General features: G+C 63.6%; 17 protein-coding genes. 11 read left to right on the top strand and 6 right to left on the bottom strand.

The window, feature by feature from the left end:
• The first annotated feature begins 47 nt into the window (after positions 1-47).
• Positions 48-2,843, top strand: coding sequence for a hypothetical protein (locus D618_RS0113440; protein ID WP_017672048.1), 2,796 nt, complete (start codon positions 48-50; stop codon positions 2,841-2,843).
• On the opposite strand, the gene D618_RS19905 is transcribed toward D618_RS0113440, so the two are convergent.
• Positions 2,830-3,021 carry a hypothetical protein gene (locus tag D618_RS19905; protein ID WP_193746721.1) on the bottom strand — a complete coding sequence of 64 codons (192 nt, stop codon included), beginning with the start codon at positions 3,019-3,021 and terminating at the stop codon, positions 2,830-2,832. The two genes, D618_RS0113440 and D618_RS19905, sit on opposite strands and share 14 nt — an antisense overlap.
• Between D618_RS19905 and D618_RS0113445 the strand changes: the two genes are divergently transcribed.
• The 4 genes from D618_RS0113445 to D618_RS0113465 all read left to right on the top strand — a co-directional run bounded on the left by D618_RS0113445 (position 3,011) and on the right by D618_RS0113465 (position 8,607).
• A complete protein-coding gene (locus tag D618_RS0113445; protein WP_193746722.1) occupies positions 3,011-4,270 on the top strand; it encodes a CHAT domain-containing protein in 1,260 nt (419 codons plus the stop codon). The two genes, D618_RS19905 and D618_RS0113445, sit on opposite strands and share 11 nt — an antisense overlap.
• A gap of 168 nt (positions 4,271-4,438) precedes the next feature.
• Positions 4,439-5,578, top strand: coding sequence for an aminotransferase class I/II-fold pyridoxal phosphate-dependent enzyme (locus tag D618_RS0113450; RefSeq protein ID WP_026091667.1), 1,140 nt, complete (start codon positions 4,439-4,441; stop codon positions 5,576-5,578).
• Between the two features lie 146 nt (positions 5,579-5,724).
• The gene (locus tag D618_RS19105) at positions 5,725-6,642 is read left to right on the top strand and encodes a hypothetical protein (RefSeq protein ID WP_017672051.1); all 918 of its coding nucleotides are present in this window, start codon (positions 5,725-5,727) and stop codon (positions 6,640-6,642) included.
• A 663-nt stretch (positions 6,643-7,305) separates the two neighbouring features.
• Entirely contained in the window at positions 7,306-8,607 is a 1,302-nt protein-coding gene (locus D618_RS0113465; protein WP_026091668.1) for an Hsp70 family protein, read from the top strand.
• A 30-nt stretch (positions 8,608-8,637) separates the two neighbouring features.
• Here D618_RS0113465 and D618_RS0113470 read toward each other — a convergent pair whose 3' ends face one another.
• The 3 genes from D618_RS0113470 to D618_RS0113480 all read right to left on the bottom strand — a co-directional run bounded on the left by D618_RS0113470 (position 8,638) and on the right by D618_RS0113480 (position 13,678).
• Entirely contained in the window at positions 8,638-9,474 is an 837-nt protein-coding gene (locus tag D618_RS0113470) for a TraB/GumN family protein (RefSeq protein WP_238550680.1), read from the bottom strand.
• Positions 9,475-10,672: 1,198 nt separating this feature from the next.
• Positions 10,673-13,027, bottom strand: coding sequence for a GGDEF domain-containing phosphodiesterase (locus D618_RS18405; RefSeq protein WP_081590522.1), 2,355 nt, complete (start codon positions 13,025-13,027; stop codon positions 10,673-10,675).
• Between the two features lie 6 nt (positions 13,028-13,033).
• Entirely contained in the window at positions 13,034-13,678 is a 645-nt protein-coding gene (locus D618_RS0113480) for a methylamine utilization protein (RefSeq protein WP_081590523.1), read from the bottom strand.
• Between the two features lie 139 nt (positions 13,679-13,817).
• Between D618_RS0113480 and D618_RS0113485 the strand changes: the two genes are divergently transcribed.
• A complete protein-coding gene (locus D618_RS0113485) occupies positions 13,818-14,702 on the top strand; it encodes a DUF3034 family protein (RefSeq protein WP_017672057.1) in 885 nt (294 codons plus the stop codon).
• Positions 14,703-14,724: 22 nt separating this feature from the next.
• Positions 14,725-15,273, top strand: a complete 549-nt coding sequence (locus tag D618_RS18410; RefSeq protein ID WP_017672058.1) for a group 1 truncated hemoglobin — start codon at positions 14,725-14,727, stop codon at positions 15,271-15,273.
• A gap of 39 nt (positions 15,274-15,312) precedes the next feature.
• Here D618_RS18410 and D618_RS0113495 read toward each other — a convergent pair whose 3' ends face one another.
• Positions 15,313-16,452 carry an MFS transporter gene (locus D618_RS0113495; protein WP_017672059.1) on the bottom strand — a complete coding sequence of 380 codons (1,140 nt, stop codon included), beginning with the start codon at positions 16,450-16,452 and terminating at the stop codon, positions 15,313-15,315.
• Positions 16,449-17,111 carry a TetR/AcrR family transcriptional regulator gene (locus tag D618_RS0113500; protein ID WP_152414732.1) on the bottom strand — a complete coding sequence of 221 codons (663 nt, stop codon included), beginning with the start codon at positions 17,109-17,111 and terminating at the stop codon, positions 16,449-16,451. Before D618_RS0113500 ends, D618_RS0113495 begins: the two co-directional genes overlap by 4 nt.
• A gap of 156 nt (positions 17,112-17,267) precedes the next feature.
• On the opposite strand from D618_RS0113500, the gene D618_RS0113505 reads away from it, so the two are divergent.
• From D618_RS0113505 to D618_RS0113520, 4 genes are read left to right on the top strand one after another with little or no spacing between them, the layout of a single operon-like run.
• A complete protein-coding gene (locus D618_RS0113505) occupies positions 17,268-19,505 on the top strand; it encodes a TonB-dependent receptor (RefSeq protein WP_017672061.1) in 2,238 nt (745 codons plus the stop codon).
• 18 nt (positions 19,506-19,523) lie between these two features.
• On the top strand, positions 19,524-20,798 hold the full coding sequence (locus D618_RS0113510) for an aminotransferase class III-fold pyridoxal phosphate-dependent enzyme (protein WP_152414733.1): 1,275 nt from the start codon (positions 19,524-19,526) through the stop codon (positions 20,796-20,798).
• A 3-nt stretch (positions 20,799-20,801) separates the two neighbouring features.
• Positions 20,802-21,743, top strand: a complete 942-nt coding sequence (locus D618_RS0113515) for a sugar kinase (protein WP_017672063.1) — start codon at positions 20,802-20,804, stop codon at positions 21,741-21,743.
• Entirely contained in the window at positions 21,743-22,393 is a 651-nt protein-coding gene (locus tag D618_RS0113520; protein WP_152414734.1) for a class II aldolase/adducin family protein, read from the top strand. The genes D618_RS0113515 and D618_RS0113520 overlap by 1 nt, the downstream gene beginning before the upstream one ends.
• The last annotated feature ends 11 nt before the right edge of the window (positions 22,394-22,404 follow it).

A 22,404-nucleotide genomic window follows, 5' to 3' on the forward strand; every position in this document is an offset into this window, starting at 1 on the left:
ACCTTGACCGACCAGCTTTTGACCGACCAGCTTTTGGGAGACCACGCATGACCCGGACCCGCCACCGCAACACCTCTGTCATGACCGATGTGAAACTGGCCACCGCAAGCGCTCTGGCGACGACTGTGGTCATCTTGCTGGCGCACGCGACACCTGCCTTCGGCGCGGACCGGGTTTTCGCATCGGCAGGCGCAGGCAGTCCGTCTGCCGCCAATGGCGCGGGCGAACAGCAGATCGCATCGGGGACAGTGCAGCTCCGGCTTGATGACGGGACCTTGATCAGCATTGTCGGCCCGGCGCGCTATGCGATCGATGCCGGCGGGCAGATCAGGGTTCTCAGCGGCAGCTTCACCGCCGCTGCACCCCAGGGCAGTTTACCAAGACCCATTGTTGCCGGCAGCGGCAGTCAGGTGACGCTGAGCTCCGGCGGCAGCACGAGTGGCAAGATTGGTGCAGATGGCGGATTTTCAGGCTTTGCCCTGACCGGATCGATGCAGATCGCCAGCGGAGGAAAAACGCGAGGCTTCTCCGCGGGTAACGCCTTCCGGGCCGGTGCAGGCTCACCTCCGTCGGCGGCAATAACCGCCGGGGCGCAACCCAATCGCAGCGGTGGCCAAACCGCGCTGCAGCAAGTGTATCAGGCGCAGGCGGCGGCTGCGCAATATCTGGCCAACCCCAGCCAGACCACGCCTGCGGCACTTGGCTTTGCCGGGGTGTCGCAGACGCAAACGTTGGTTCCCGGTACGCTGCAAGCAGCGACAACGCCTGCGCAATTTCAGTCGTTGGTGCAGGCGCAAACCGGTCAGCTTGATCCCGACATCGCGTTGCGGTTCATCACCGAAATTCTGACGGCCGCCAGAAGCGGGACGCTGGGGTCCTATTCCGGTCTGACGCCGACGCAGATTCAGGCGTTGCTGTTCAACCTCCAGACCTTTGGTGCCCCCGCCAGCCTTTCGCAGACGCAACTGGAAGAGTTTCTGCGCGCACTCGGCGCGGCAGGCTATGCCATCTCCGGCATCAGCGGACAGGGGCCAAGCTTCGGGTCTATCGCCGATCTGCTGGCGCTGGTCGCGTCAGGCGGAACAATCCCGCCAGGCGATCCGACGGTGCAGGCTCTGGTCGACCTGCTGTTTTCGGGCCTGTTCCCTCCCGGCCTCGATCCCAATGAACTGGCGCGGCTTTTCCGTCTGGCAGGCTATACTGTCCCGCCGCAGTTCGGTGGCGGTTCGGGTGGTGGCACCGGAGGAGCGCCAACACCCACTCCAACGCCAACGCCCACGCCGCCCCCTCCCCCGGTGCTCACCGCATCCGATGGCATGCGGCCCGATGGAACGCGCAGCGATATCAACCTGGCCTTTGCGATCCTGACAGAAACCGGACAGGCATCCCCCGTCACGCTTCTGTTCGACAATGGGGCGTTCGTGGGCTTCCGTCGACCAAGCGGGTTCGAGCAGCTGTTCACGGGTCGAACCGAGGCAGAGAAGGGCGGCGACAAGGGCGTGATCGGATGGACCCGCCTCACTGGCGGGACACGCGCGCTGGGAGCCGTGCGTGGCCCCAATAGCGGCGATCATTTCATCTTCGGCGTGCCAATCTCCAATGCCCCGACAGGCGGGCTAATCAGTTATGACTTGATCGGGTATACCAGCCCCACGCTGCGAGATGACAGTTCGGCGCCAGGCTCGTTCAACGGCAAGTTTTCCGTGAGCTTTGGCGGGGCGCAGACACTGGCAGGGCTGGAGGCGACGATATCGCTCGCGGATTCGGTGTATAACGTCATGTCGTCGGGGGGTGTTCTGGCGCCCAGCGTGCCGGTTCTCGGGCGCGAGGGCAGATTCAACGGAACCATCGATCTGCCCGATGGCCTGGGCATTGCCTGCAACACCGGCAAGTGCCGCTTCGTCTTCAACGGCTTTCTGGCAGGTGACGGGGCCAGCCATGCAGGCTTTGCCTATACCATTCGCGACGATGCGCTGAATGTTTTCAAATGGATCGACGGCACTGCGGCCTTCGCCCGCGCCGCCAATACTGGCGGGCCCGCCAACCCGATCACCAAGACCTTCCGCGGGGTCAAGGTCGACGGGTCCTTCACCCAGCCAGGCATGGGCAACTTCGCCTCGGCGCTGGATGTTTCGAGCAACTTCCTGACTCGAGGTGAAATCCAGGCAGACGAAGGCCGCGCCATCCGCATTGCCGGCTATGCCGATGGGCCGGCCGGAAACCTCTCGGCACTGTCTGCAGTCACCGTCGATGCTGGCATCGGCAATGCGCAACGCACCATCGGGACCGCGCGCAATGCGGACAATGGCGCGATCGGCAATGTGCTGGGCTGGACCCGCTGGACCGACGGGGAATTTGCCAACACCAAGGGTGGCAAGCGTGTCCTTTCGGGCAGTGAATCGATCCATTACATTTACGGTTCGCGCGCCACGGGCACCTTGCCTGCAGGCCGCGCCGAATATGCCGTGGCCGGCGGCACCCGCCCTACCCGCGTCGATGGGATGGGCAGTCCGGGAACCTTCCAGGGGGGAATCGCAATCGACTTTGCGACATTGAAAATGGGATGGGACACGATCATCGGCATGGGAGATGACCGGTTCAACTTCCTCTCGAGCGGCGGGCTGCAAAACCTGTCTGTCAATGTCAGCAATCTCGGCAATGGCAGAGTGAGTTTCGCCGGCGATGGCACGGTGATCTCGGAAAAAGGCCGCTGCCAAGGCTGCACCGGAACAGCCAGCGGCTTTGTCAGTGGTCCAGATGGCCGCTTTGTCGGCTTTTCCTACCAGATTGGAACGGTCGACTTTGGCTCGCTCCACGGCGTTGCAGGATTTACCCGGCAATAGGCTGACGGCTTCCATCACAGGCGCCATGCTGCCCCTGCGGATCAGATTTACGCGCCCCCCTAGCAATGATAGCCCAGTAATGGGGCAAGGGGGAGATGCCGATCATGCATTCCATATTCACAAGCGCTGCGATTTTCAGGTGGTTGCTGCCATTCACGGCATTGGCGATGACCAGCATCGGGGCACCGCTCAACGCTCGTACCGCCGATTGCGATGTTGCTGCACAGCAGCAACAGCGAGCCAGAGCGCGTGTGGGGGCCGTTCGTGGAATGCCGGCCCCCGCCAGCAACGCGGGGCAGACATCCACGACACAGCTCGCAAAGCGGCTTGAACGTCAGATCGAAGAGGGAGGGCTGCCGCCGACAACCGCACTTCTGTTCTACACCCGAGCCGCTGACGGCAGCCTCAATGTGTGCCTGGTCAACCGCAATGGGCTGGCGGCATCAGCGCTATCCGAAACCGATGAAAGTTCGCTTCTCAAATCGGTGCAGGCGCTTCGCTGGGCCTATGGCGTTGAAGAGCTGCAGCAGGTCCGTGCCGCGCGGCGATCGGCCGACCCATTGCCGCCCCCTCCGGACGTTCTGCTTGCACCCGAAACAGCCGAAACCGATCTGACCCGCGTGCTGCTGCCACCATCCATTGCGTCGATGCTGGCGGGCGTGGAACATCTCATCATTGTACCTGCAGGCTCGATTGGGACAGTACCGTTTCCGGCACTGAAGCCGTTCGGCAATACCGATGCTCTTGTCGATCGCACGTCGATCACCATCGCGCCAAGTCTGGCCGAGTTTGAAAACAGCGGCAGCACATGGGCAGCCTCTGCGGCCTTCGCGCGTCCGCTCGTGGTTGGCGACCCCAGCCTGCCTGTCAGCGATGAATGGGTGATTCCGCCATTGCCGGGCGCTCGGGCCGAGGCAAGAGGCGTGGCAAGACGCCTGAAGAGCAGAGCTCTTTCCGGCGACAAGGCGGTCCGCTCTGCGGTCGTCGAGCGTGCACCGGGGGCAAGCGTGATCTACGTCGCTGCCCATGGCGCGTCCGACCCGGCACGCCCACTGGACGGCGGCTTCCTCATGCTTTCCGGGCCGACCCTGGAAGCCGGGTGGTGGACTGCGCGCGAAATCCAAGGCAGCAAGCTTCCAGCAGAACTGGCGGTCTTGAGCGCATGCCAGACGGGGCTGGGCCAGGTCCACGATGGTGGCATGATCGGTTTGGCGCGGGCGTTCCAGCTGGCCGGAACACATCGGGTCATCATGAGCCTCTGGAATGTGGATGACGCAGCGACACAGGTGCTGATGACGCGCCTGATCACATATGCCGAAGCGCACCCTCCTGCAGAGGCACTGCGCCTGGCCATGATCGACACGAGGAAGGATTATCCCGATCCCGCGCTTTGGGCATCGTTCCTGATGTTCGGATCGGCCCGCTAGGGCCGTGCGGTCTTGAGCTTGCCCGGCCTGTAGCTCCAGCCAGATGTGGCGTATGAATGCGCGTCACCTCGTCCAAAATGCCAGACTGTAGGTTCACGCGCACTGGACCGGGGCGTCCGCATGGGGCAGGCGCAATGCAACGAGAATGACCTGTGGAGCAAATTGATCATGCCCGTTGAGATCGACCCTTTTCACGCCATCACGATCAGCCGCACGGCGCATCGCATGGGGGCCGAAGGGCGGTCTGTGATTCACATGGAGTTCGGCCAGCCTTCGACGGGTGCTCCCGCAGCGGCGATACAGGCCGCGCATCGCATTCTCGATGCCGATGGCATGGGCTATTGGGAAAGCCCGGAGCTGAAGGCTCGCATCGCGGCGCACTACGCGGAAATGTATGGCGTTGCCGTGGATCCGGAACGGATCATTCTCACCTGCGGTGCGTCCCCGGCCTTCGTGCTGGCGTTGTCCTGTCTGTTTTCGCCGGGCGCCAGGGTTGCGCTCGCCCGCCCGGGCTATGTCGCCTATCGCAATACTTTGAAGGCGCTCCATCTGATACCGGTCGAACTGCCCTGCGGCGAGGCGGAACGCTACCAGATCACGGCCGCCGCCATCGAGCGGTTGGAACCGGCGCCGGAAGGGTTGATCATCGCGAGCCCTGCCAACCCCACGGGCACGATCATTCCACCCGATGAGCTAGCGGCCATCGCCGCGGTGTGTCGCAGGCGGGGGATCGCATTGGTCTCTGACGAGATTTACCATGGCCTGAGCTACATAAGTCCGGCAGATTCCATGCTGCAGCATGCGCCAGACGCGCTGATCGTCAACAGTTTCTCCAAATATTTCAGCATGGCCGGATGGCGCCTTGGCTGGCTGGTGGTGCCCGACCATCTCGTTGACGCAGCCCGCGCCCGCATGGGCAATCTGTTTCTGACGCCCCCCTCGCTGGCCCAGCACGCCGGGCTGATCGCGTTTGACTGCCGCGACGAGCTGGAGGGCCATATCCAAACGTATGCCCGCAATCGCGATCGCCTGCTTCAAGCGCTCCCGCAAATGGGCCTTGGGCGGATCGCGCCGCCCGATGGAGCTTTTTATATCTACGCCGATGTCGGTCACCTGACAAACGATAGCCTGTCGTTCTGCGAGGCCCTGTTGCACGATACCGGGGTTGCGCTTGCTCCCGGGCTGGACTTTGATCCGGTCGATGGCAATGGTTTCATCCGCTTCAGCTTCGCCGTTTCCACCGATCTGATCGCAGAAGCGGTCCGGCGGATTGAACCCTGGTTCGCTGCGAGACAGGGTTCTGGTTGATATCTCGAAGGGGTTGGCATCGCGCCCAGGGCTGTTGATCGGAGCGAATGACGGCACCTGCCCGGGGCCGATTGATCGACCGTCCGCGCTCTCATCAAATCGCAGCCCTGCACGTTTGCAGATTGCCAAGGTCGCAGGTGCGCGGCATGATTGGCGGGCAAATGGACGCACCCGTCACCGTCGCCTTTCGTGCCCCCCGGCCTGAGCTGGCCCCCTATATCTCAAGCTATTACGAGCTCACCGTGCAGGGTGACACACAGGTGGAGGATTACCTTCACCCGGAATGGGGCAACATCCGCATTGCACTCGGCAATCCCTGGATCATCGGGAGCGATGCAAACGGTGCTGGCCGATATTCGGGAGACCCGTCCATTCTGCATGGGTGCACCAGCAAGCCGACCTATCTCAGGGGCTGTGGCAGAAGCTTCGGGATCGGCATTCTGCCACTGGGCTGGAACCGACTGTTCAAGGTGGATGCCAGCAGCCTGGCCGACCGGATCGTTCCGCTGGCATCCGTGCTGCAAGACAAGCAGGGCGCGAGCTTCATCGAGGATATGCACGGCGCGCGCGATCTCGATGCCCGCAAGGCGGTTGCCGACCAGTTCTTGTGGGACCGGATCAGCGCCAGCCGGCCCGATCGCAGCTCGCGCCTGATTCCCGGACTGCTGGCCTTGCTCGCCGATCCCGACAATGCCACCGTCGAGCATCTGACCGTGCCGCTGGGCATTAACCAGGTGCAACTGGCGCGGCTGTCCAAACGGACGCTGGGCTTTACGCCCAAATTGTTGCTGCGGCGCCAGCGTTTCCTTCGGATGCTGGGCATCATGTACGGGCGGCCCTATGCGGAGTGGCGCGACTTCATCGACCCGCAATATTCGGATCAAAGCCACCTGGTGCGCGACTTCCAGTATTTCGTCGGCATGAGCCCGAGGGCCTATTTCAACATGCCCAGACCCATCCTGACTGCGGCGGCCGCAGCGCGAGCGGCCATGTTTGGCCAGCCGCTGCAGGGACTGCACGGCGCGCCGGACGCGAAAACATGGATTTCGTCCAAGACCAGCTGACAACGCCTCGATAGCCTGTGTCCATTGGATCGCGGGACAGGCCCCCTTCCCGCTCCAGACCGACGAAGCTCAGCTGGGGGGCAGCGCGAGGAGCCAACATGCGGGTTGCGGCGATGATCCTGGCGACCGCCATCGCAACGGTCAGTCTGGCGCAAGCCTCCATCAGCGAGATGGGTGCCCGCGATGGTGGGTCGCCCCCCCGCACCAACGGATAGACGGATATTGAAGGCCCTGCATCGTTGCGACCCGTGCAGTGTCATCAATGGGGAGCGCGGCCCAACCGCCGCGCTCCCGCACAGCACGGCGCTGCGGGCCGGTGCCCCTGCGCAAACAGCATCGACACCGGATCAGTTCTGACGGGCAGGAGCGCGCGCATAACCATGCAGACAGGCGTAAACGCGCACGCGCGGCGGACGCATATCTGAGCCAGGGCTAGTCCAGGGCTTCGGGCAGGCGATGCTCAAAACTCGCGACGACACAGGCACCGACAGCGATGGCGAAACCTGCGCTCGCCCCGATGCATCAGCCGCATGCATCGACGCTGGCTTGCAGGTCACGCAAGACCCGCATGCCCTGCGTCCCTCTTGCCGCCATCCGGCAGCCGTGCGACAGGCGCGACCCTGCGATGCACCCGCTGCACATTCAACGGACACAGGACGCACCATGAACAGCAAATTGCCGCCAAAGGCGTTGGGCATCGATTTTGGCACGACCAACACCGTCGCGGCAGTCTCTGCACCGGATGGCGACACGCAGCTTGTCCCATTCGGCACGGACGCATCGGCCAGCGCCGTCTTCAGATCGGCCTTGTGCTTCTGGGAGGACGAGCGGGCATGGCAAGGCGTGGCCCATGAGGCCGGGCCGTGGGCGATCGAAGAATATCTCCAGTCGCCGCTCGACTGCAGGTTCATCCAGTCGTTCAAAAGCGTGGCGGCAAGCCCGCTGTTCGAACGCGCGATGATCTACAACCGGCCCTATCGGTTCGAGGACCTGGGCCGCACCTTCCTAGACCATCTGGTCTCGCACGCCCAGGGCGCGCTGGATGCCCGGCCCGCCAGGGTGATCGTCGGTCGGCCGGTCGAATATGCCGGCGCCAGGGCGGATGCGCAGCTGGCGCGGCAGCGCTACGACCTGATGTTCGAAGCGCTGGGCGCGCAGCCCTTGTATGTCTTCGAACCGCTGGGCGCAGCGCACAGCTATGCGACGAGGCTCGACAAGCCCGCCACGATACTGGTTGCGGACTTTGGCGGCGGCACCACCGACTTTTCGGTGGTCACGATTGCCGAACCCGGCGCTGCCCGGCGTTGCGTACCACTAGCATCGGCAGGCATTGCCATTGCCGGCGACCATTTTGACTATCGCATCGTCGATCACCTGGTGCTGCCGCTGCTGGGAAAGGGCAGCCAGTACCGGTCGTTTGGCAAAGTCCTCGACATTCCCGGCGGCCACTTTTCTGACTTTGGCAACTGGTCGCGCCTCGCGATGATGCGCAACCGCCGCACGCTCGACGAGCTGCGGCGGTTGCAGCGCGATGCGCTCTTCCCGGACCAGATTGGCCAGATGATCGCGCTGATCGAGAATGAACAGGGGTTTGCCCTGTATGACGCCATCGGCAAACTGAAGCGCGCGCTCTCTGAAAGCGAGACAGCGCGGTTTGCGTTTGCCGGGGGCGGGGTCGAGATCGAGGCTGAGGTACTGCGCAGTCAGTTCGAGCAGTGGATTGCCGGCGACCTGCAGCGCATCGAAGCGGCGATGGACACGGCGCTCGAACGGGCACGCACAACCACCGGTGCCATCGACCGCGTGTTCCTGACCGGAGGCTCGTCGCTGATCCCGGCTATCCGCGCACTGTTCGAACGCCGGTTCGGTTCGGATCGCATCGCCACAGGCGGCGAACTGACGTCGATCGCGCATGGCCTGGCGCTCATCGGCATGGAGGACGATCCTGCCCAATGGGGCGAATGACGCGGGCCGAACATGACCGGATCGGCATAATCAGCGCCACTCGGGTCCTGCAACAGCAAAGCCGCGTGCCTCAAGCTGGTCGAGCACACCCTGCTTTTCGGCGAGCACCCCGAGCGGGACGACGGCCATCGTCACCCCCTGGGTGCTGGCAGCCTCGGTGATCATCCGGGTCCACTGATCGCGGATTTCTCCGCCCAGGTCTTCATCGGCCCAAGGCCAGCAGGTGTTGAGAGCGATTTCGAGCGGATTGGCCATCACCGCCGGGATGTCGAACCTGCGCCAGTCATTGCCGCGCGCCTCGATAATCGGCTTGCCCGCTTCGGCCGCCGTCATCGCGGCCTCCAGACAGGGAATGTGGCTGGCAGGCGGTGCTGCAGCCAGATTGTCCAGCAGGTCTTCACCGCGAAACCGCTCTGGCCGGACGATGACTATACCCGCCTTTTTGGCGGCCTTCTGCACGATGTCGGTTGCATCGTCGGTGGTATCGTCCGCGAAATCGAGCCGGCGCGCCAGCAGATCGAAGGCGGACATCAGAAAGCTGCCCCGGTCATAGTCCGCCTTGTAGCGGGTCTCCAGTTCGGCCAGTCGCGCGCGCTGGCGAACAGTCAGATAATCCGCCGCCACGCGTTTATCGGGCAGCTTGGTGAAGCTGCCCCCGCGAAAGATCAGGCGCAGGACATCGCCCGGCGAAAATTTGGGGGCCGCACGCAGGATGACCCGGCCTGCCTCGGCAGTGGCATCGCGCAATCGCTCGGGCTCCCATGGCGTGCTCTTGGGCACCGCGCGGATTTCGCCAACGAGCAGGATGGTGCCGCTGGGCGTGTCGATCGTCCACATCGGCGCGCCTGAGCGCTTTGCGCTGACCACGATTTCGTTTTCGGTGGGTGCTGTGGACGCAGTTTGCGCCTGCACAGGCATAGCGCAAATGCCCATGGTTGCAGCGATTGTCAGACACGTTGCTTTCATCGCCCTGGCTTAGCGACGCGCGGATGGATGGTCCATGAACCGTCTGACGCCAGATCGGCACCGGCGATTGTCGCACAAGCAGCCCTGCCCATCGGGATCCTCGAACGTACCGCAATACCGGCGGGTTTGGCTAGCAACGGCTTAAGTCGCACCACGCTGTGCTGCCATCGGGCGAATGCTGCAAACCGCGCAATCCGGCTTCAACCGGCACTCGCCAGACGCGGTTGCGGCTTCCGGGCGACATATGGCTGGAACCGATAGCTCGGTCGCGCCAGCACCGTCCGGGGTGGGTATGCGCCGTTCAGTTTGGATCCGCGCTTCGACCCGGGCCTTGCCACCCAGCTTCCTGCGGCAATGCCAGCGTTCGCGGTTCCCTCGTTCAACGTCCAGCCACGGCTGGCCAGCAGAGCGGGGCCTGCGGCAAGATCGAATATCGTGAATGACGTGAAGTCCGGGGGAGCGGCCGGCACAAATGTTTGAACTGGACGGATCGCAACGACCACCGAGCGACCCTTGGCAAAAGCATGATCTTTCTCACGCAATGTCGCGATCGCGCCAGCGTGGCCAGCAAGTGACCGCCAAATCACGAACGCAGAAAATGCTGCAGCGCAGGAGAAAACCATAGCGTACATGGTTGTAAGCATAGCAAAATTCTCCGTAATGAGGCAGGTCGTTCCCTCGCCTCAACTTGTGTATAACATTGTGGACAACTACTGTCCAATTAATTAGACACGCGAAGTTATAAATGCTGAATTTGGCTGCAATTTGGCCATGGGCAGCGTGGACTTTACGGCAATTTGGTCGTGACCAGCGGTGGAGCCTGCGATCAGCGTCCCCCCTCCTGCCCGCACAAGTGCAGCCATCCGCGAGCCTGCCAAGAGGCGGCCCATGACGGCATGTTTCACGATTGGTTGAGCGATCTGGCTCACCGGCAAACCGGGAGTGTCGATGCCCCAGCGCAGCAGCGCCGCGTGTTCCGAAAGGCCCTGACCGGACCATGGATCGGCAACTTTGCCGTTCTTCCGAACTCAGCCGGTACCGCCCGGATCGAGCCTGACGCCGCAGACGTCGCGGCATAGACATTCGGCCCGGGCACCCATCACGCCACTCGGCGGGCTGCCTCCGCAGCGGCGACCTGGGCCCTGGGCTCCTGCTGCTCATAGCGCATGTCGGCAATCAGGGCGTCGACCAGCTCTATGGCCACCGGGCGACTGAAGAAATAGCCCTGGATGTTGGTGCAGCCCTGCGATCGCAGCGCTTCGAGCTGGTCGCAATCTTCCACGCCCTCGGCAATCGTTTCCATGCCCAGCGCCCCGGCCAGCGTGGTAATCGCCCCGATGATGGCGCGGGCGCTCTGGTCGGTTGCGAGATCGTTGACGAAGCTCTTGTCGATCTTGATCTTGTCGAACGGAAACGAGCGCAGATAGTTGAGCGAGCTGTAGCCGGTGCCGAAATCGTCCAGCGCGATGCGAATTCCGCACTCCCGCAGGGCGTTGAGCATCGTTGTGGTGCGTTCGACATTATCGATGAACAGGGATTCGGTGACTTCCAGTTCCAGGCGGTTGGGCGAAAGACCCGCCGCGTTGAGCGCCTGCATCACCATGAGGGGAAGGCTGGCGTTCTTGAACAGAACCGGCGACAAGTTGACCGCAATCCGCACGTCCTCGGGCCAGTGGCGGGCACGCTGACAGGCCTCGTTGATCACCCATTCGCTGATCGGAAGGATCATGCCGGTATCTTCGGCCAGCGGAATGAAATCGGCGGGTGAGACCAGCCCGTGTTTCGGGTGCTGCCACCGGATCAGCGCTTCGAAACCGACGACGCGGTTCTTGTCCAGGCTGAACAAGGGCTGGTAGTTCAGATGGAACTGCCCCTCGCGGACCGCCTCGCGCATGTCGATTTCCATCTGGTGCCGCTTGCGCGCTTCCAGATCCATCGTCTGCTCGAAAAAGCACGAGCAGTTGCGCCCCTCGTTCTTGGCCCGATAGAGCGCAAGGTCGGCATTCTTGATCAGTTCGTCCGGGCAGCTGCCATCGCCGGGGGCCACGGCGATACCGATGCTCGAGCTCGTCTCGAGCGTGTGATCGGAGAGCAGGAACGGGGTGTGAAAGACCGAGATGACCTGATCTGCCAGCAGCGCCAGATTGGCACCGGGCTTGATCTGATCGACCAGTATTGCAAATTCGTCACCGCCCTGACGGCTGATCAGCGCTCCGCCAACGGTCTCCCGCAACCTGTCGGCGACCGCCTTGAGCAGCTCGTCGCCCACCGGGTGGCCCAGGGTGTCGTTGACCGCCTTGAAGTTGTCGAGGTCGAAATACATCACCACGATCCGCTCGTCACGGGCGCGGCGTGCGAGCGCAAACTCCAGCTGCTCGCCAAACAGCTTGCGATTGGGCAGGCCGGTCAGCTCGTCATGCAGCGCTATGTGGGTGATCCGCTCCTCGCGTTCGGTGATTGAATCGACCATCGAGTTGAAGCTGCTGGCCAATCGTCCCACCTCGTCGGATGAGGTGATCGCAACCTTGCCGCGCGATCCGTCGCTGATCGCCCGCGCTGCCCGTTCGAGCGTGGCGATCGGCCGCGTGATGCCGCGTGCGACAAACGCACCGATAGCGGTCGAAATCAGAAGGCCCAGCCCGCTCAGCGCGATCAGCAGATATTTGATCGGCGCATATTGTTCCAGCGCTGGGCCCAAAGCGTAGCGCAGCACCAGACGCGGGCTGCTTTTCTGGTCGAAAGAGGCAAGGCGACGGGACCAGTACAAAGTGGGCTCGCCCTTGATTTCAACCGTCACGGGAGATTTGCCACTGGCCTGCGCGAGGCTTACGCCTCCTGCCAGCGTGCCGCCTGCACGAATGCTGGCGGACATGCCCTCGGGGGCCAGCTTGGCCATCTGGCGCATCGCTGCTCTGTCGAGCGGGCGCGCGAGGACGAGCCAGCCTGCAAGGTCCGGTATCATGATGGGAGCTGCAGCCGCGTTGTAATAGCGTCCGCCAACCTGGAACACACCACGATCGGCACCGGAATCCACCGCGCTCCATAGCGCGTCGTGTTCGGCAGGCAGCAAGGTGGTGCCGGTGCTGATGATGTCCCCCTGCAGCGGGATCATGATCGCCACAGAGGCGCCTGCGCGTTGGCGCAGGCTGTCAAGCGCGCTCGCGATCGTCGGCTCGTCGGCGATCGCAAAGGCCTCGCGAAAGCCGAAATCGGCCGCCAGCACATCGGCCGACGTCCGCATCTGCGTTGCTTCCAGCTCAAGGATCTTGTCGAATGTCGCACCATTGGCCGCCATTTCGCCGGTGGCGACGCCCTTGGCATAGCGCTCGACCCCACCGGTCGCGACGACAATGAAGGCGCCAAATGTCGCAGCTATCACCACGGCGTACCACATGGTGATCCGCGTCGAGAGGGACCGAAACCGACCCTTTGGAGAATGGACTGTGACTGTCATCTGGGGTTACTTGGTCGCGCGCAGTTCGATCGTGATGGCGCGCGATGCCGCCTGCCCTGCAGCCAGCGTCACCGCCTCCTGATGCTCGCCGGTGCGGCTCCGCAAGGCGGGGTGCCACAGCTTGACCGTCGCAGCTCCCCCAGGCAGCTGGGCGAGCCTCACCTGGCCATTGTGATCGGTCTTGGCGGCATAGGGCGTATCGACCACCTTGATGTAGCCGCGCATGGCATCGTGGATCTTGCAACCCAGCGCAACGCTGCCGGGAACGGCAAAGGTGTGCGTCCGGGTCTCGTCACGCCCGTACAGCTGGATGTCGATCTTGGCGGATTTCGAAAAGCTGTAGATGCTGTGCCGGACCTTGTCGAGATTGGGGAAGCGCACCGTTGCGCCGACTGGGACGATCAGCGTCCCCGGCGCGAACGCGATTTTCGACTGGGCCATCTCGGGTTTCCAGCCGAATCGAATCGGGCCGGAGGCGGCTCCCGCCTTGGGGTAGACCATCACCACCGCGTCCTTAACCGGCAAGCCATTGGCCTGCTTGACGGTGACTGCGAGCGTTGCGGGCCCGGCAGCCTGCGACGATGGGATGGCAAACAGCGCAGCCGCCAATGCGCAGGCCGTAAGCGGGAACGAAGATCGCGTATTCAACATGCGGCATTGGCTAGCGCGAACTAGTTAAAAAACGTTTTTCCAATCAATGTCAGCTGCCGCGGTGGTATATGCCCCTCGTCATACGCGCGAAGAAGCATGGTTAACGGTTGATTAGGGCATTTGCGCTACGCCCGCAGGCATGAATAGACTGATCGATCCAGTACGCATCGCCTGCATTCTTGTGCTGTCTGCGTCCACACTCGCCACCTCCCACGCCCAGGATCTCCGCAATGGCGGCAAATTGCTGCTGACCAATGGGGTCAGTACCATCGAAGGTTCCGGCGGAGGCGGGCTTGCCACCTGGAGCACGATTGCCGGCAACGCTACGCAAGAAGGCATTGGTGCGCAGGCCCATGGCACCGTGATCGAACTGCCAGACTACAACTGGACCAGCTACGGCATCGCGCTCGGCTTTTTCGACCGGGTGGAACTGAGCTATGCGCGGCAGAACCTCGATACCATCGACATCGGCACGGCATTGGGGCTGGGCCGGGGCTATACGCTCAACCAGGATATCTTCGGCGCGAAGGTCAGGCTGGCCGGCGATGCGGTCTATGGCGACAGCATGATGCCGCAGATCGCCGTCGGCGTTCAGCACAAGCGCTCCAGCGACGATGCCGTCGTCGCAGCGGTCGGCGGGGCCTCGCCCAACGGCACCGATTTCTATGTCAGCGCGACCAAGCTGTTCCTGTCGCACAGCGTCCTGGCCAACGCGACGGTGCGCTTCACCAAGGCGAACCAGACCGGCCTGCTGGGCTTTGGCAGCGCGACCGACACCAGCCACAAGCCCCAGTTCGAAGGGTCGATCGCCTATCAGCTTTCCCGCCGGTTCGTGGTTGGCGGCGAATATCGCACCAAGCCCGATAATCTGGCCATCGCGCGCGAGGACGACTGGGTCGACCTGTTTGCAGCCTATGCGCTGACCCGCAACGTCACGGTCACCGCCGCCTATGTCGATCTTGGCAGCATCGCCACGGCTGACAAGCAGCGCGGTGCGCTGCTGTCGCTGCAAGCCGCCTTTTGAATTTCCGGACGGGAACACGACCATGATCAGCCTCATTCTCGCCCTTGCGTTCGCCGGCATGCAGGACATGCCCGATACGGATTCGGCACAAGCCGTCAGCGAAGCCGCGCCGGAACAGCCCGCGCCCGAGCCCCAGCGCGATCCAGTAACCGGTGAACTGCCGGTCGATCCTTACGAAATGTCGGACGCCCATGCCGGCGCGACCCCGTTTGCGGGCACCGGAATGCGCGATGCCTTCCACGGACAGGACGGCATCCGCCGCGTCGTCAACACGATGGTCGACCGCGCCACCAATGACCCCAGGATTTCGGAGATCTTCGTCTCGCACGATCTGGTCAGGCTGCGCCGCACCCTGTTCGAGCAGTTCTGCTACATTCTCAACGCAGGCTGCACCTACACCGGGCGCGACATGGCCTCGTCGCACCGCGACATCGGGCTGCAGATCGATGATCTCAATATTCTGGTCGAAAACCTGCAAGCAGCGATGGCGCAGGAGAAGATTAGCTTTTCCGCACAAAACCGCTTCCTCTCCAAACTGGCGCCGATGAAGCGGGACGTGGTGACGCGGTAAGACCAGGTGAGCGCGCCCGGCCTTTGAGACCTGTGCCGTTCAGGCACGGGCCGCGGGTCTGGCCAGCACCGTCACGCTGGCCAGCAGAAGGAAAATCGCTGCGCTGAAGATCAGTGCGGCATCGACGGAAAACCTGCCGACAGCAATCGCCGCGGCCGATGGCAACAGGGCCGCGCCGCCCAGCTGGAATGCGGTGAGGTACAGCACCGCTCGCCGCCCCGGGTCGATCTCGATCAACCACCCGGCAAAAAAGGGCAAGGTGAACAGCCAGACAAAGCCGAAGGCCATGCTCACCGCCAGGATGGCAGCGGCATGGCCGCGTCCCAGGAAGAAGGCCGCGACCAGCAGTGCGCCGGCGATTGCGCACACACGAATGGTCTGGCGATTGGGCAGACGCTCGCCCCATCGCGCCGCAGTCAACGCGCCGACCACCTGAGCCACCAGGCACAGGGCGATCGCGGTGCCTTCAAAGGTCGGCGGATAGCCGTAATGGACCAGCCACAGCCCGAAATAGCTCCACACCGAAACGATAGCGCCCAGAAACAGTCCCGCTCCCAGCAATGCGGTCAGGCTGGCCAAGATCAGCGCGCCATGCTCGCTGTCGGGTGCGGCGGGCTGGAGCGCGTTCGGCAGCAGCATCGCGGTACAGGCCGCGACTGCGGCCGCGCCCGCCAGCGCCAGCAGCGCTGTGTCGGTGCGCGGCATGCCGATGACCACGAAGGGCAAGGTTGCCGCCACGCTCGCCTGCATCAGCGTTTGCACTGCCAGAAAGATGGCACTGGCCCGCTCGACGCGCGCGACGCGGGAAATGGCCACCAGTGCGCAGGCGACCATCACGCCCTCGCTCAGCCCCGCCATGGCGCGAAACGCCAACAGGGCGCCGATCCCCGCCTGGCCGGTCATGCCCAGATTCATGGCAGTGACGACAAGCCCTGCCCCGCCGATGACGAAGCGCGCGCCCATCCTGCGGAGCAGCGCTATCCCTGCCAGGGACCCCAGAACCATCGCCAGCATCTCGATTGTCACGAGATTGCCGACCCGCGCCTCGGCAATGCGGCCCTCCTGGACCATCGCGCCGAGCAGCACGGGCTGCACGCCCAGTACCAGCAGGGCGCAGGAACCGATCAGCAGCGCGGTCGCGAGCGTACGACCGGACACCGGCGGCAGCGCGGTGGTCAAGGCACCGTCTTCCCGTCGGTGCGCAACGGCAGATATTCGGGCAGGAATGTGCGCGAATAGGCAATCCGCGCGCGCCGCGCCTGCTCCTCCATCTCGTCGGTGATCAGGCCATGGCGGTAGATCGACAGCGACCAGATCGCATCGTTGATCACGATCACCTCCACCAGCCGGTCGTGCAGGTCGGGAATTTCCGGCATCACGAACATCTGCGTCAGCAATTCGATGCTGCGTCCTGCGGTGACGAAGTTGCTATCCAGGTCTTGCAGGCGGATTTCCGAAGACCAGGCCGGGCCTTCGAGCAGAACCTGCCTGGCAGCAGGATGTTCGTTGAACCATTTCTGGCCGGCGCGATACTGGGCCGTCTGCAGGTCCTGCCAGCTTTCGATACCTTGCGGCACCTCGGTCAGCACGCTGGCTTCGAACCGCTGCAGATAGCGCTCGGCCAGTGCGCTGAACACCAGATGCGGCTCGGGAAAGAAATGATAGATCGATGGCGGCGAAATGCCGACTTCGGCAGCGATGCCATGAATGCTGATGGCCGAAGCAGGCAGGGTCTCCAGCAGCCGCTCGGTCCCATCGAGGATCGCCTCGAACCGCGCCCGGCTGCGCTTTTGCGCGGGGCGTCGGATCTCTGCGCGCGTTGTTTCAGCTGTTGTCATGCGGGCTCCGTCATCGACCCCTGCATCACCGATGGCATAGCACAAATCAACCTTTTATCGGGATAAAAATAGCAAATTTGAAATATTCTTGACTTCTGAGCTCCGCCTTGCTCTCTAAACCAGACAAATATCCGAAAATGGAAAAAGGGGAAGTCGATGATCCGCCGCTTCGCAATGATCTCGGTCTCGGTGCTGGCCATGATGCCCACGGCCCTGGCGGCACAGGACACCAGCGACGAACCCCCGGCAGCAGCGAGCGCTGAGCGTAGCGGGATCGGCGAAATCGTCGTCACCGCCCAGCGCCGCTCGCAGAACATCCAGGACGTGCCGATCAGCATCACCGCGATCAGTGGCGACTCGCTCGCCCAGGTTGGCATCCGCGATCCGCGCGACCTTTCCATTCTTGTCCCCGGCCTGTCGTCGCAGGCCGGGACGTCGGCGACGACCACATCGCTGTTCCTGCGCGGTGTCGGCATCGGCGATTTCAATTCGAACACCACCGGCGCAGTCGGCGTCTATGTCGATGACGTGTTTCTCGGCGCGAATGCCGGCAAGCTGTTCAACGTGTTCGACAGCGAAGGGATCGAGGTGCTGAAGGGTCCGCAAGGAACGCTGTACGGACGCAATACCACGGCAGGCGCGATCCGCTTTTCCTCGCGCAAGCCGACCGAAGAATTCGGTGCCAACGGGTCGGTCTCCTATGGCCGTTTCAACGAGGTCCAGATCGAAGGCGGGGTCGGCGGTCCGATCATCAGCGATGTGCTCAAGGCGCGCGTCGCCGGCACCTATCTGCGCCGCGACGGCTGGCTGCTCAACCGCGTGACCGGCAACAAGCTCAACGACCTCGACATGTGGGCGGGCCGCGCGATTGTCGACTTCACCCCGAGTTCGGACGTGCTGGTCCGTGCCATCGTGCACGGCGGCCAGAATCGCGGCGGCGCGCGCCAGTTCCAGCACCGGGGCGCAGGGGTCGACTTCGGCGGCAATCCCAATTTCGTCGATGGCGTGCCGCTGGACGGGCTCGGCTATGCCGATACCGATGGCGATCTCAATGCAGGGGACTATGACGTCGAAGGTCAGGAGCGGGTGAATGTCTTCGGCGCCTCGCTCACCGCAAACATCGCCTTCGGCGGAGTCACGCTGACGTCGATCAGCGCCTATGAGCAGGTGCGTCGCAGCACGTTGGAAGACACCGACGCCAGCCCCAACAACGTGCTGACCGCGACCTATGTCGACCGCCCGGAGCAATACAGCCAGGAACTGCGACTTCAGTCGCGCGATGGTGGGGCGATCAACTGGATCGTCGGCGGCTATTATTTCAACGACAAGCTGGTCACCGCCAGCGCCTTCGACATCCTGCGCGTCTTCCGTGACCCCGCTGATCTGCTCGGAACGCTCGATCCGGTCAATTCGATCGGCAACTTCGCCTATCCCTATACGCAGAAGACCGAAAGCTGGGCCGCCTTTGCCCAGGCCGATATCAAGCTGACCGATCGGCTGACGCTGACCGGGGGCCTGCGCTATTCGACCGACAGCATCGACTTCAACTTCCAGAGCTTTTTCGACGATGTCGTTGTCGTGCCGATCCTCGACTTTACCGGTTCGCGGACCTTCAGGGACCTGTCATGGCGTGCCGCGCTGTCATTCCAGGCGACCGACGATCTGCTGTTCTACGCGTCATCATCAAAGGGCTACAACAGCGGCGGTTTTGCCGGCGGCTCCTCCAGCGATCCGGCACAGCTCCAGCCCTTCCGCTCCGAAAAGCTCTATGCCTATGAGGCGGGCTTCAAGAGCGATCTGCTGGGACGCGCACTGCGTTTCAATGCAGCGGCTTTCTATTACGATTATCGCGACCTGCAGGTGTTCGTGTTCGACACCTCGGGCGTGCTCCCGGTGCAGCGCAAGCTCAATGCAGGCAATGCAGAGCTGTACGGCGCAGAGATCGAACTGCAGGCGCAGCCGTCACGCAACTTCAATGCGTTCATCAACGCGAGCTTCCTGCACGCGCGCTACAAGGATTTCACCGCGCTTGCGGCAGCCGACTATACCGGCAACCGGCTGGTCAACGCGCCCGAGTTCGCGATTTCCGCAGGCTTCACGCTCAGCCAGCCGCTGCCCGGTGACAGTGCGCTGCGCCTGCGCGTCGATGGAAGCCTCCAGTCCGAGACCTTCCTCACGCCCGATAATGCGGAAGCCAACCGCGTGAAATCATACGGCACGGCGAACGTCCGGCTTTCGTGGCTGTCGCCCGACGAACGCCTGGAATTCGCGCTCTGGGGCAAGAATGTCACCGGAACGCGGTTTATCACCTATGTGTCGCCTGTCATCACCATGGACCAGATCAACTATAACGATCCGGCCACCTATGGCGTTCAGGCCGTTCTGAAATTCTGACCAGCAAGCGAGATGGACATGAACCGAGACAAGGACAACGCGCTGCGCGCGCGGGCACTGCAAGTGATCCCCAATGGCATGTACGGCCACGAATCCGTGCGATTGCTGCCCGAATGTTTCCCGCAGTTCTTCAGCAAGGCGCAGGGCGCGTATATCTGGGACGCCGACGGCAATCGCTACCTGGATTTCATGTGCGCCTATGGCCCCAGCCTGCTGGGCTATCGCGACGAGCGCGTCGATGCCGCCGCCCAGGCGCAGGCATTGCTGGGGGACACGCTCACCGGTCCCTCGCCACTGATGGTCGAGCTTGCCGAGACGCTGGTCGAGATGGTCGACCATGCCGATTGGGCGATGTTCTGCAAGAACGGCACCGACGCCACGACCATGGCGATGAGCAGCGCGCGCGCCCAGACCGGCAAGCGGGTCGTTCTGGTCGCGATGGGGGCCTATCATGGGGCCGCCCCCTGGTGCACCCCGATCCCGGCTGGCACGCTCGCCGAAGATCGCGCGCACATCCGCACCTATGCCTATAACGATGTCGCCAGCCTTGAAGCGGCCGTCACTGAAGCCGGGGATGACCTCGCCGCGATCTTCGCCTCGCCATTTCGGCATGATGCGTTCATCGATCAGGAACTGCCGCAGCCGGCCTATGCCAGGGCAGCAAGGGAACTGTGCGACCGCAGCGGCGCGATGCTGATCATCGACGAGGTCCGCGCCGGCTTCCGCCTGGCGCGCGGCAGCAGCTGGACGGCGCTGGGCGTCCAGCCAGACCTCAGCGCCTGGGGCAAGTGCTTTGCCAACGGTCACCCCATCTCCGTCCTGCTGGGATCGGACAGCTGCCGCGAAGGCGCCGGATCGATCTATGCCACCGGATCGTTCTGGCTGTCGGCCGTGCCCATGGCGGCAGCGCTCGAGACGCTGCGGATCATCCGCGAAAGCGATTATCTGGAGCATTCGGTGCGTCTGGGCGAGCGGCTGCGCGCCGGGCTTGATGCCGTCGCCGGCCAGCACGGCTTCACCTTGCGCCAGTCCGGGCCGGTCCAGATGCCGCAGATCATGTTCGCCGACGACCCCGACTTCCGCATCGGCTACGGCTGGGCAGAAGAGATGCTGTCGCGCGGCATCTACATGCATCCCTGGCACAACATGTTTCTGTGTGCGGCGATGACTGAGGCGGATATCGACATGACGATCGCCGCCGCCGACGAGGCGTTTGCCGCGCTCGCGGCGCGCCGCGCAGCGCTGGAGCCGCATCCGGTGCTGGTCGCGCTGGCCAGCGCCATGGCCCACTGACCGATGCGGTTCGATCTGCTGGCCATCGGTCTCACGACCATCGACATCACGGTCTATCCCGTGGCTTCGCTGCCCGAGGACGAGGCGGGGCAGATTGTCGAGAGGATCGCCTTCTCCCCGGCGGGTACTGCGGGCGGAACCGCCCTGGTTGCGCAGAGGCTGGGCCTACGCACCGCCATTGCCTCTGCGGTCGGCCAGGATCCGCAAGGGCAGATGATCCGCTCGATGTTCGAGGCAGCAGGCGTCGATACCAGCCTGCTCGATACCGATCCGCAGTGGCCGACATCGACCACCGTGCTGCCCATTCGCCCCAATGGCGATCGCCCGAACTGGCACATGATGGGGGCCAGCATCTTTGCCCCCGTCACCGATGCCGTGATGGCCGCGCTGGCCGACACCGCCGCTGTCCATTGGGCCTGTGTCGGCTTTCCCGGCGTGGCCGGGCAAGGCGCCGATGCATTGCGCGCAGCGCGGTCGCGCGGCGTTTTCATATCGTGCGACCTGATTGCACCGACCGATGCGGCGCAGAGCGACCTCGACACGTTGCTGCCGCATATCGACGTGTTCATGCCCAGCCTGGCCGAGGTGCGCGCGCTGGCCGGCACAGACGATCCGGTCGAAGGTGCGCGTGCGTTCATGATGCGCGGAGCAGGCAGCTGCCTGGTCAAGCTGGGCGCCAGAGGGGCGATGCTCGTGCTGCCCGACCGGCAGTTCCATGTCCCGGCCTATGCGATCGACCCTGTTGATACCACAAGCTGCGGCGACAGCCTGTGCGCCGGCTACATTGCCGGGCGTGCACGCGGCCTGGAGGCGGAAGACGCGCTGCGCTTTGGCGTCGCCACCGCAGCGCAGGTCTCTCTGGGCGTGGGGACCCTGGGCAGGCTGGAAAGCTATGATGCCACGCTTGCGTTCATGCGCGATACGCCGGTGAAGGACGAGAAATGATGACCGAAGACGAAGCCCGTCAGCAGCTGACCGATGCGATGCGCGCGCTGGATGCACGCGGTCTCAATCGCGGGACATCGGGCAATATCTCGGTGCGGTTCGCAACGGGGATGTTCGTGACGCCTTCCGGAGTCACGCCCGATCGGCTCACTCCGGACCAGATGGTGTTCGTCGATGGCGACGGACGGGTAGCGGACGGATCATCGCGGCCGTCGAGCGAATGGCGGATGCACATGGGGCTGTACCAGCGACGCGCCGATGTGAACGCAGTGGTTCACTGCCACGCGCGCTACTCCACCATCCTGGCCTGTGCGCATCGGGAAATTCCGCCGTTGCATTACATGGTCGCGGTCAGTGGCGGGGCCAGCGTGCCTGTTGCCCCCTATGCGACATTCGGCAGCGAGGAGCTGGCAGCGGGTGTCGTGCAGACGCTCGACGGACGCCTCGCCTGCCTGATGGCGAATCATGGCCTCATCGCTCTGGGCCCAGGGCTGCACGTCGCGATGGCGATTGCCGAGGAAATCGAGGAACAGGCCGCGGTTTTTTGCGGGAGCCTGGCGATCGGCGGGCCCCAGCTGCTCGACCTGGACGAGATGAACCGTATCATCGGTGCGTTCAGGCAATATGGGCAGGCCAAAACGCAAGGCTGACATTCTCGGCC

The organism is Blastomonas sp. AAP53, assembly GCF_000331245.1.
Taxonomy (GTDB): domain Bacteria; phylum Pseudomonadota; class Alphaproteobacteria; order Sphingomonadales; family Sphingomonadaceae; genus Blastomonas.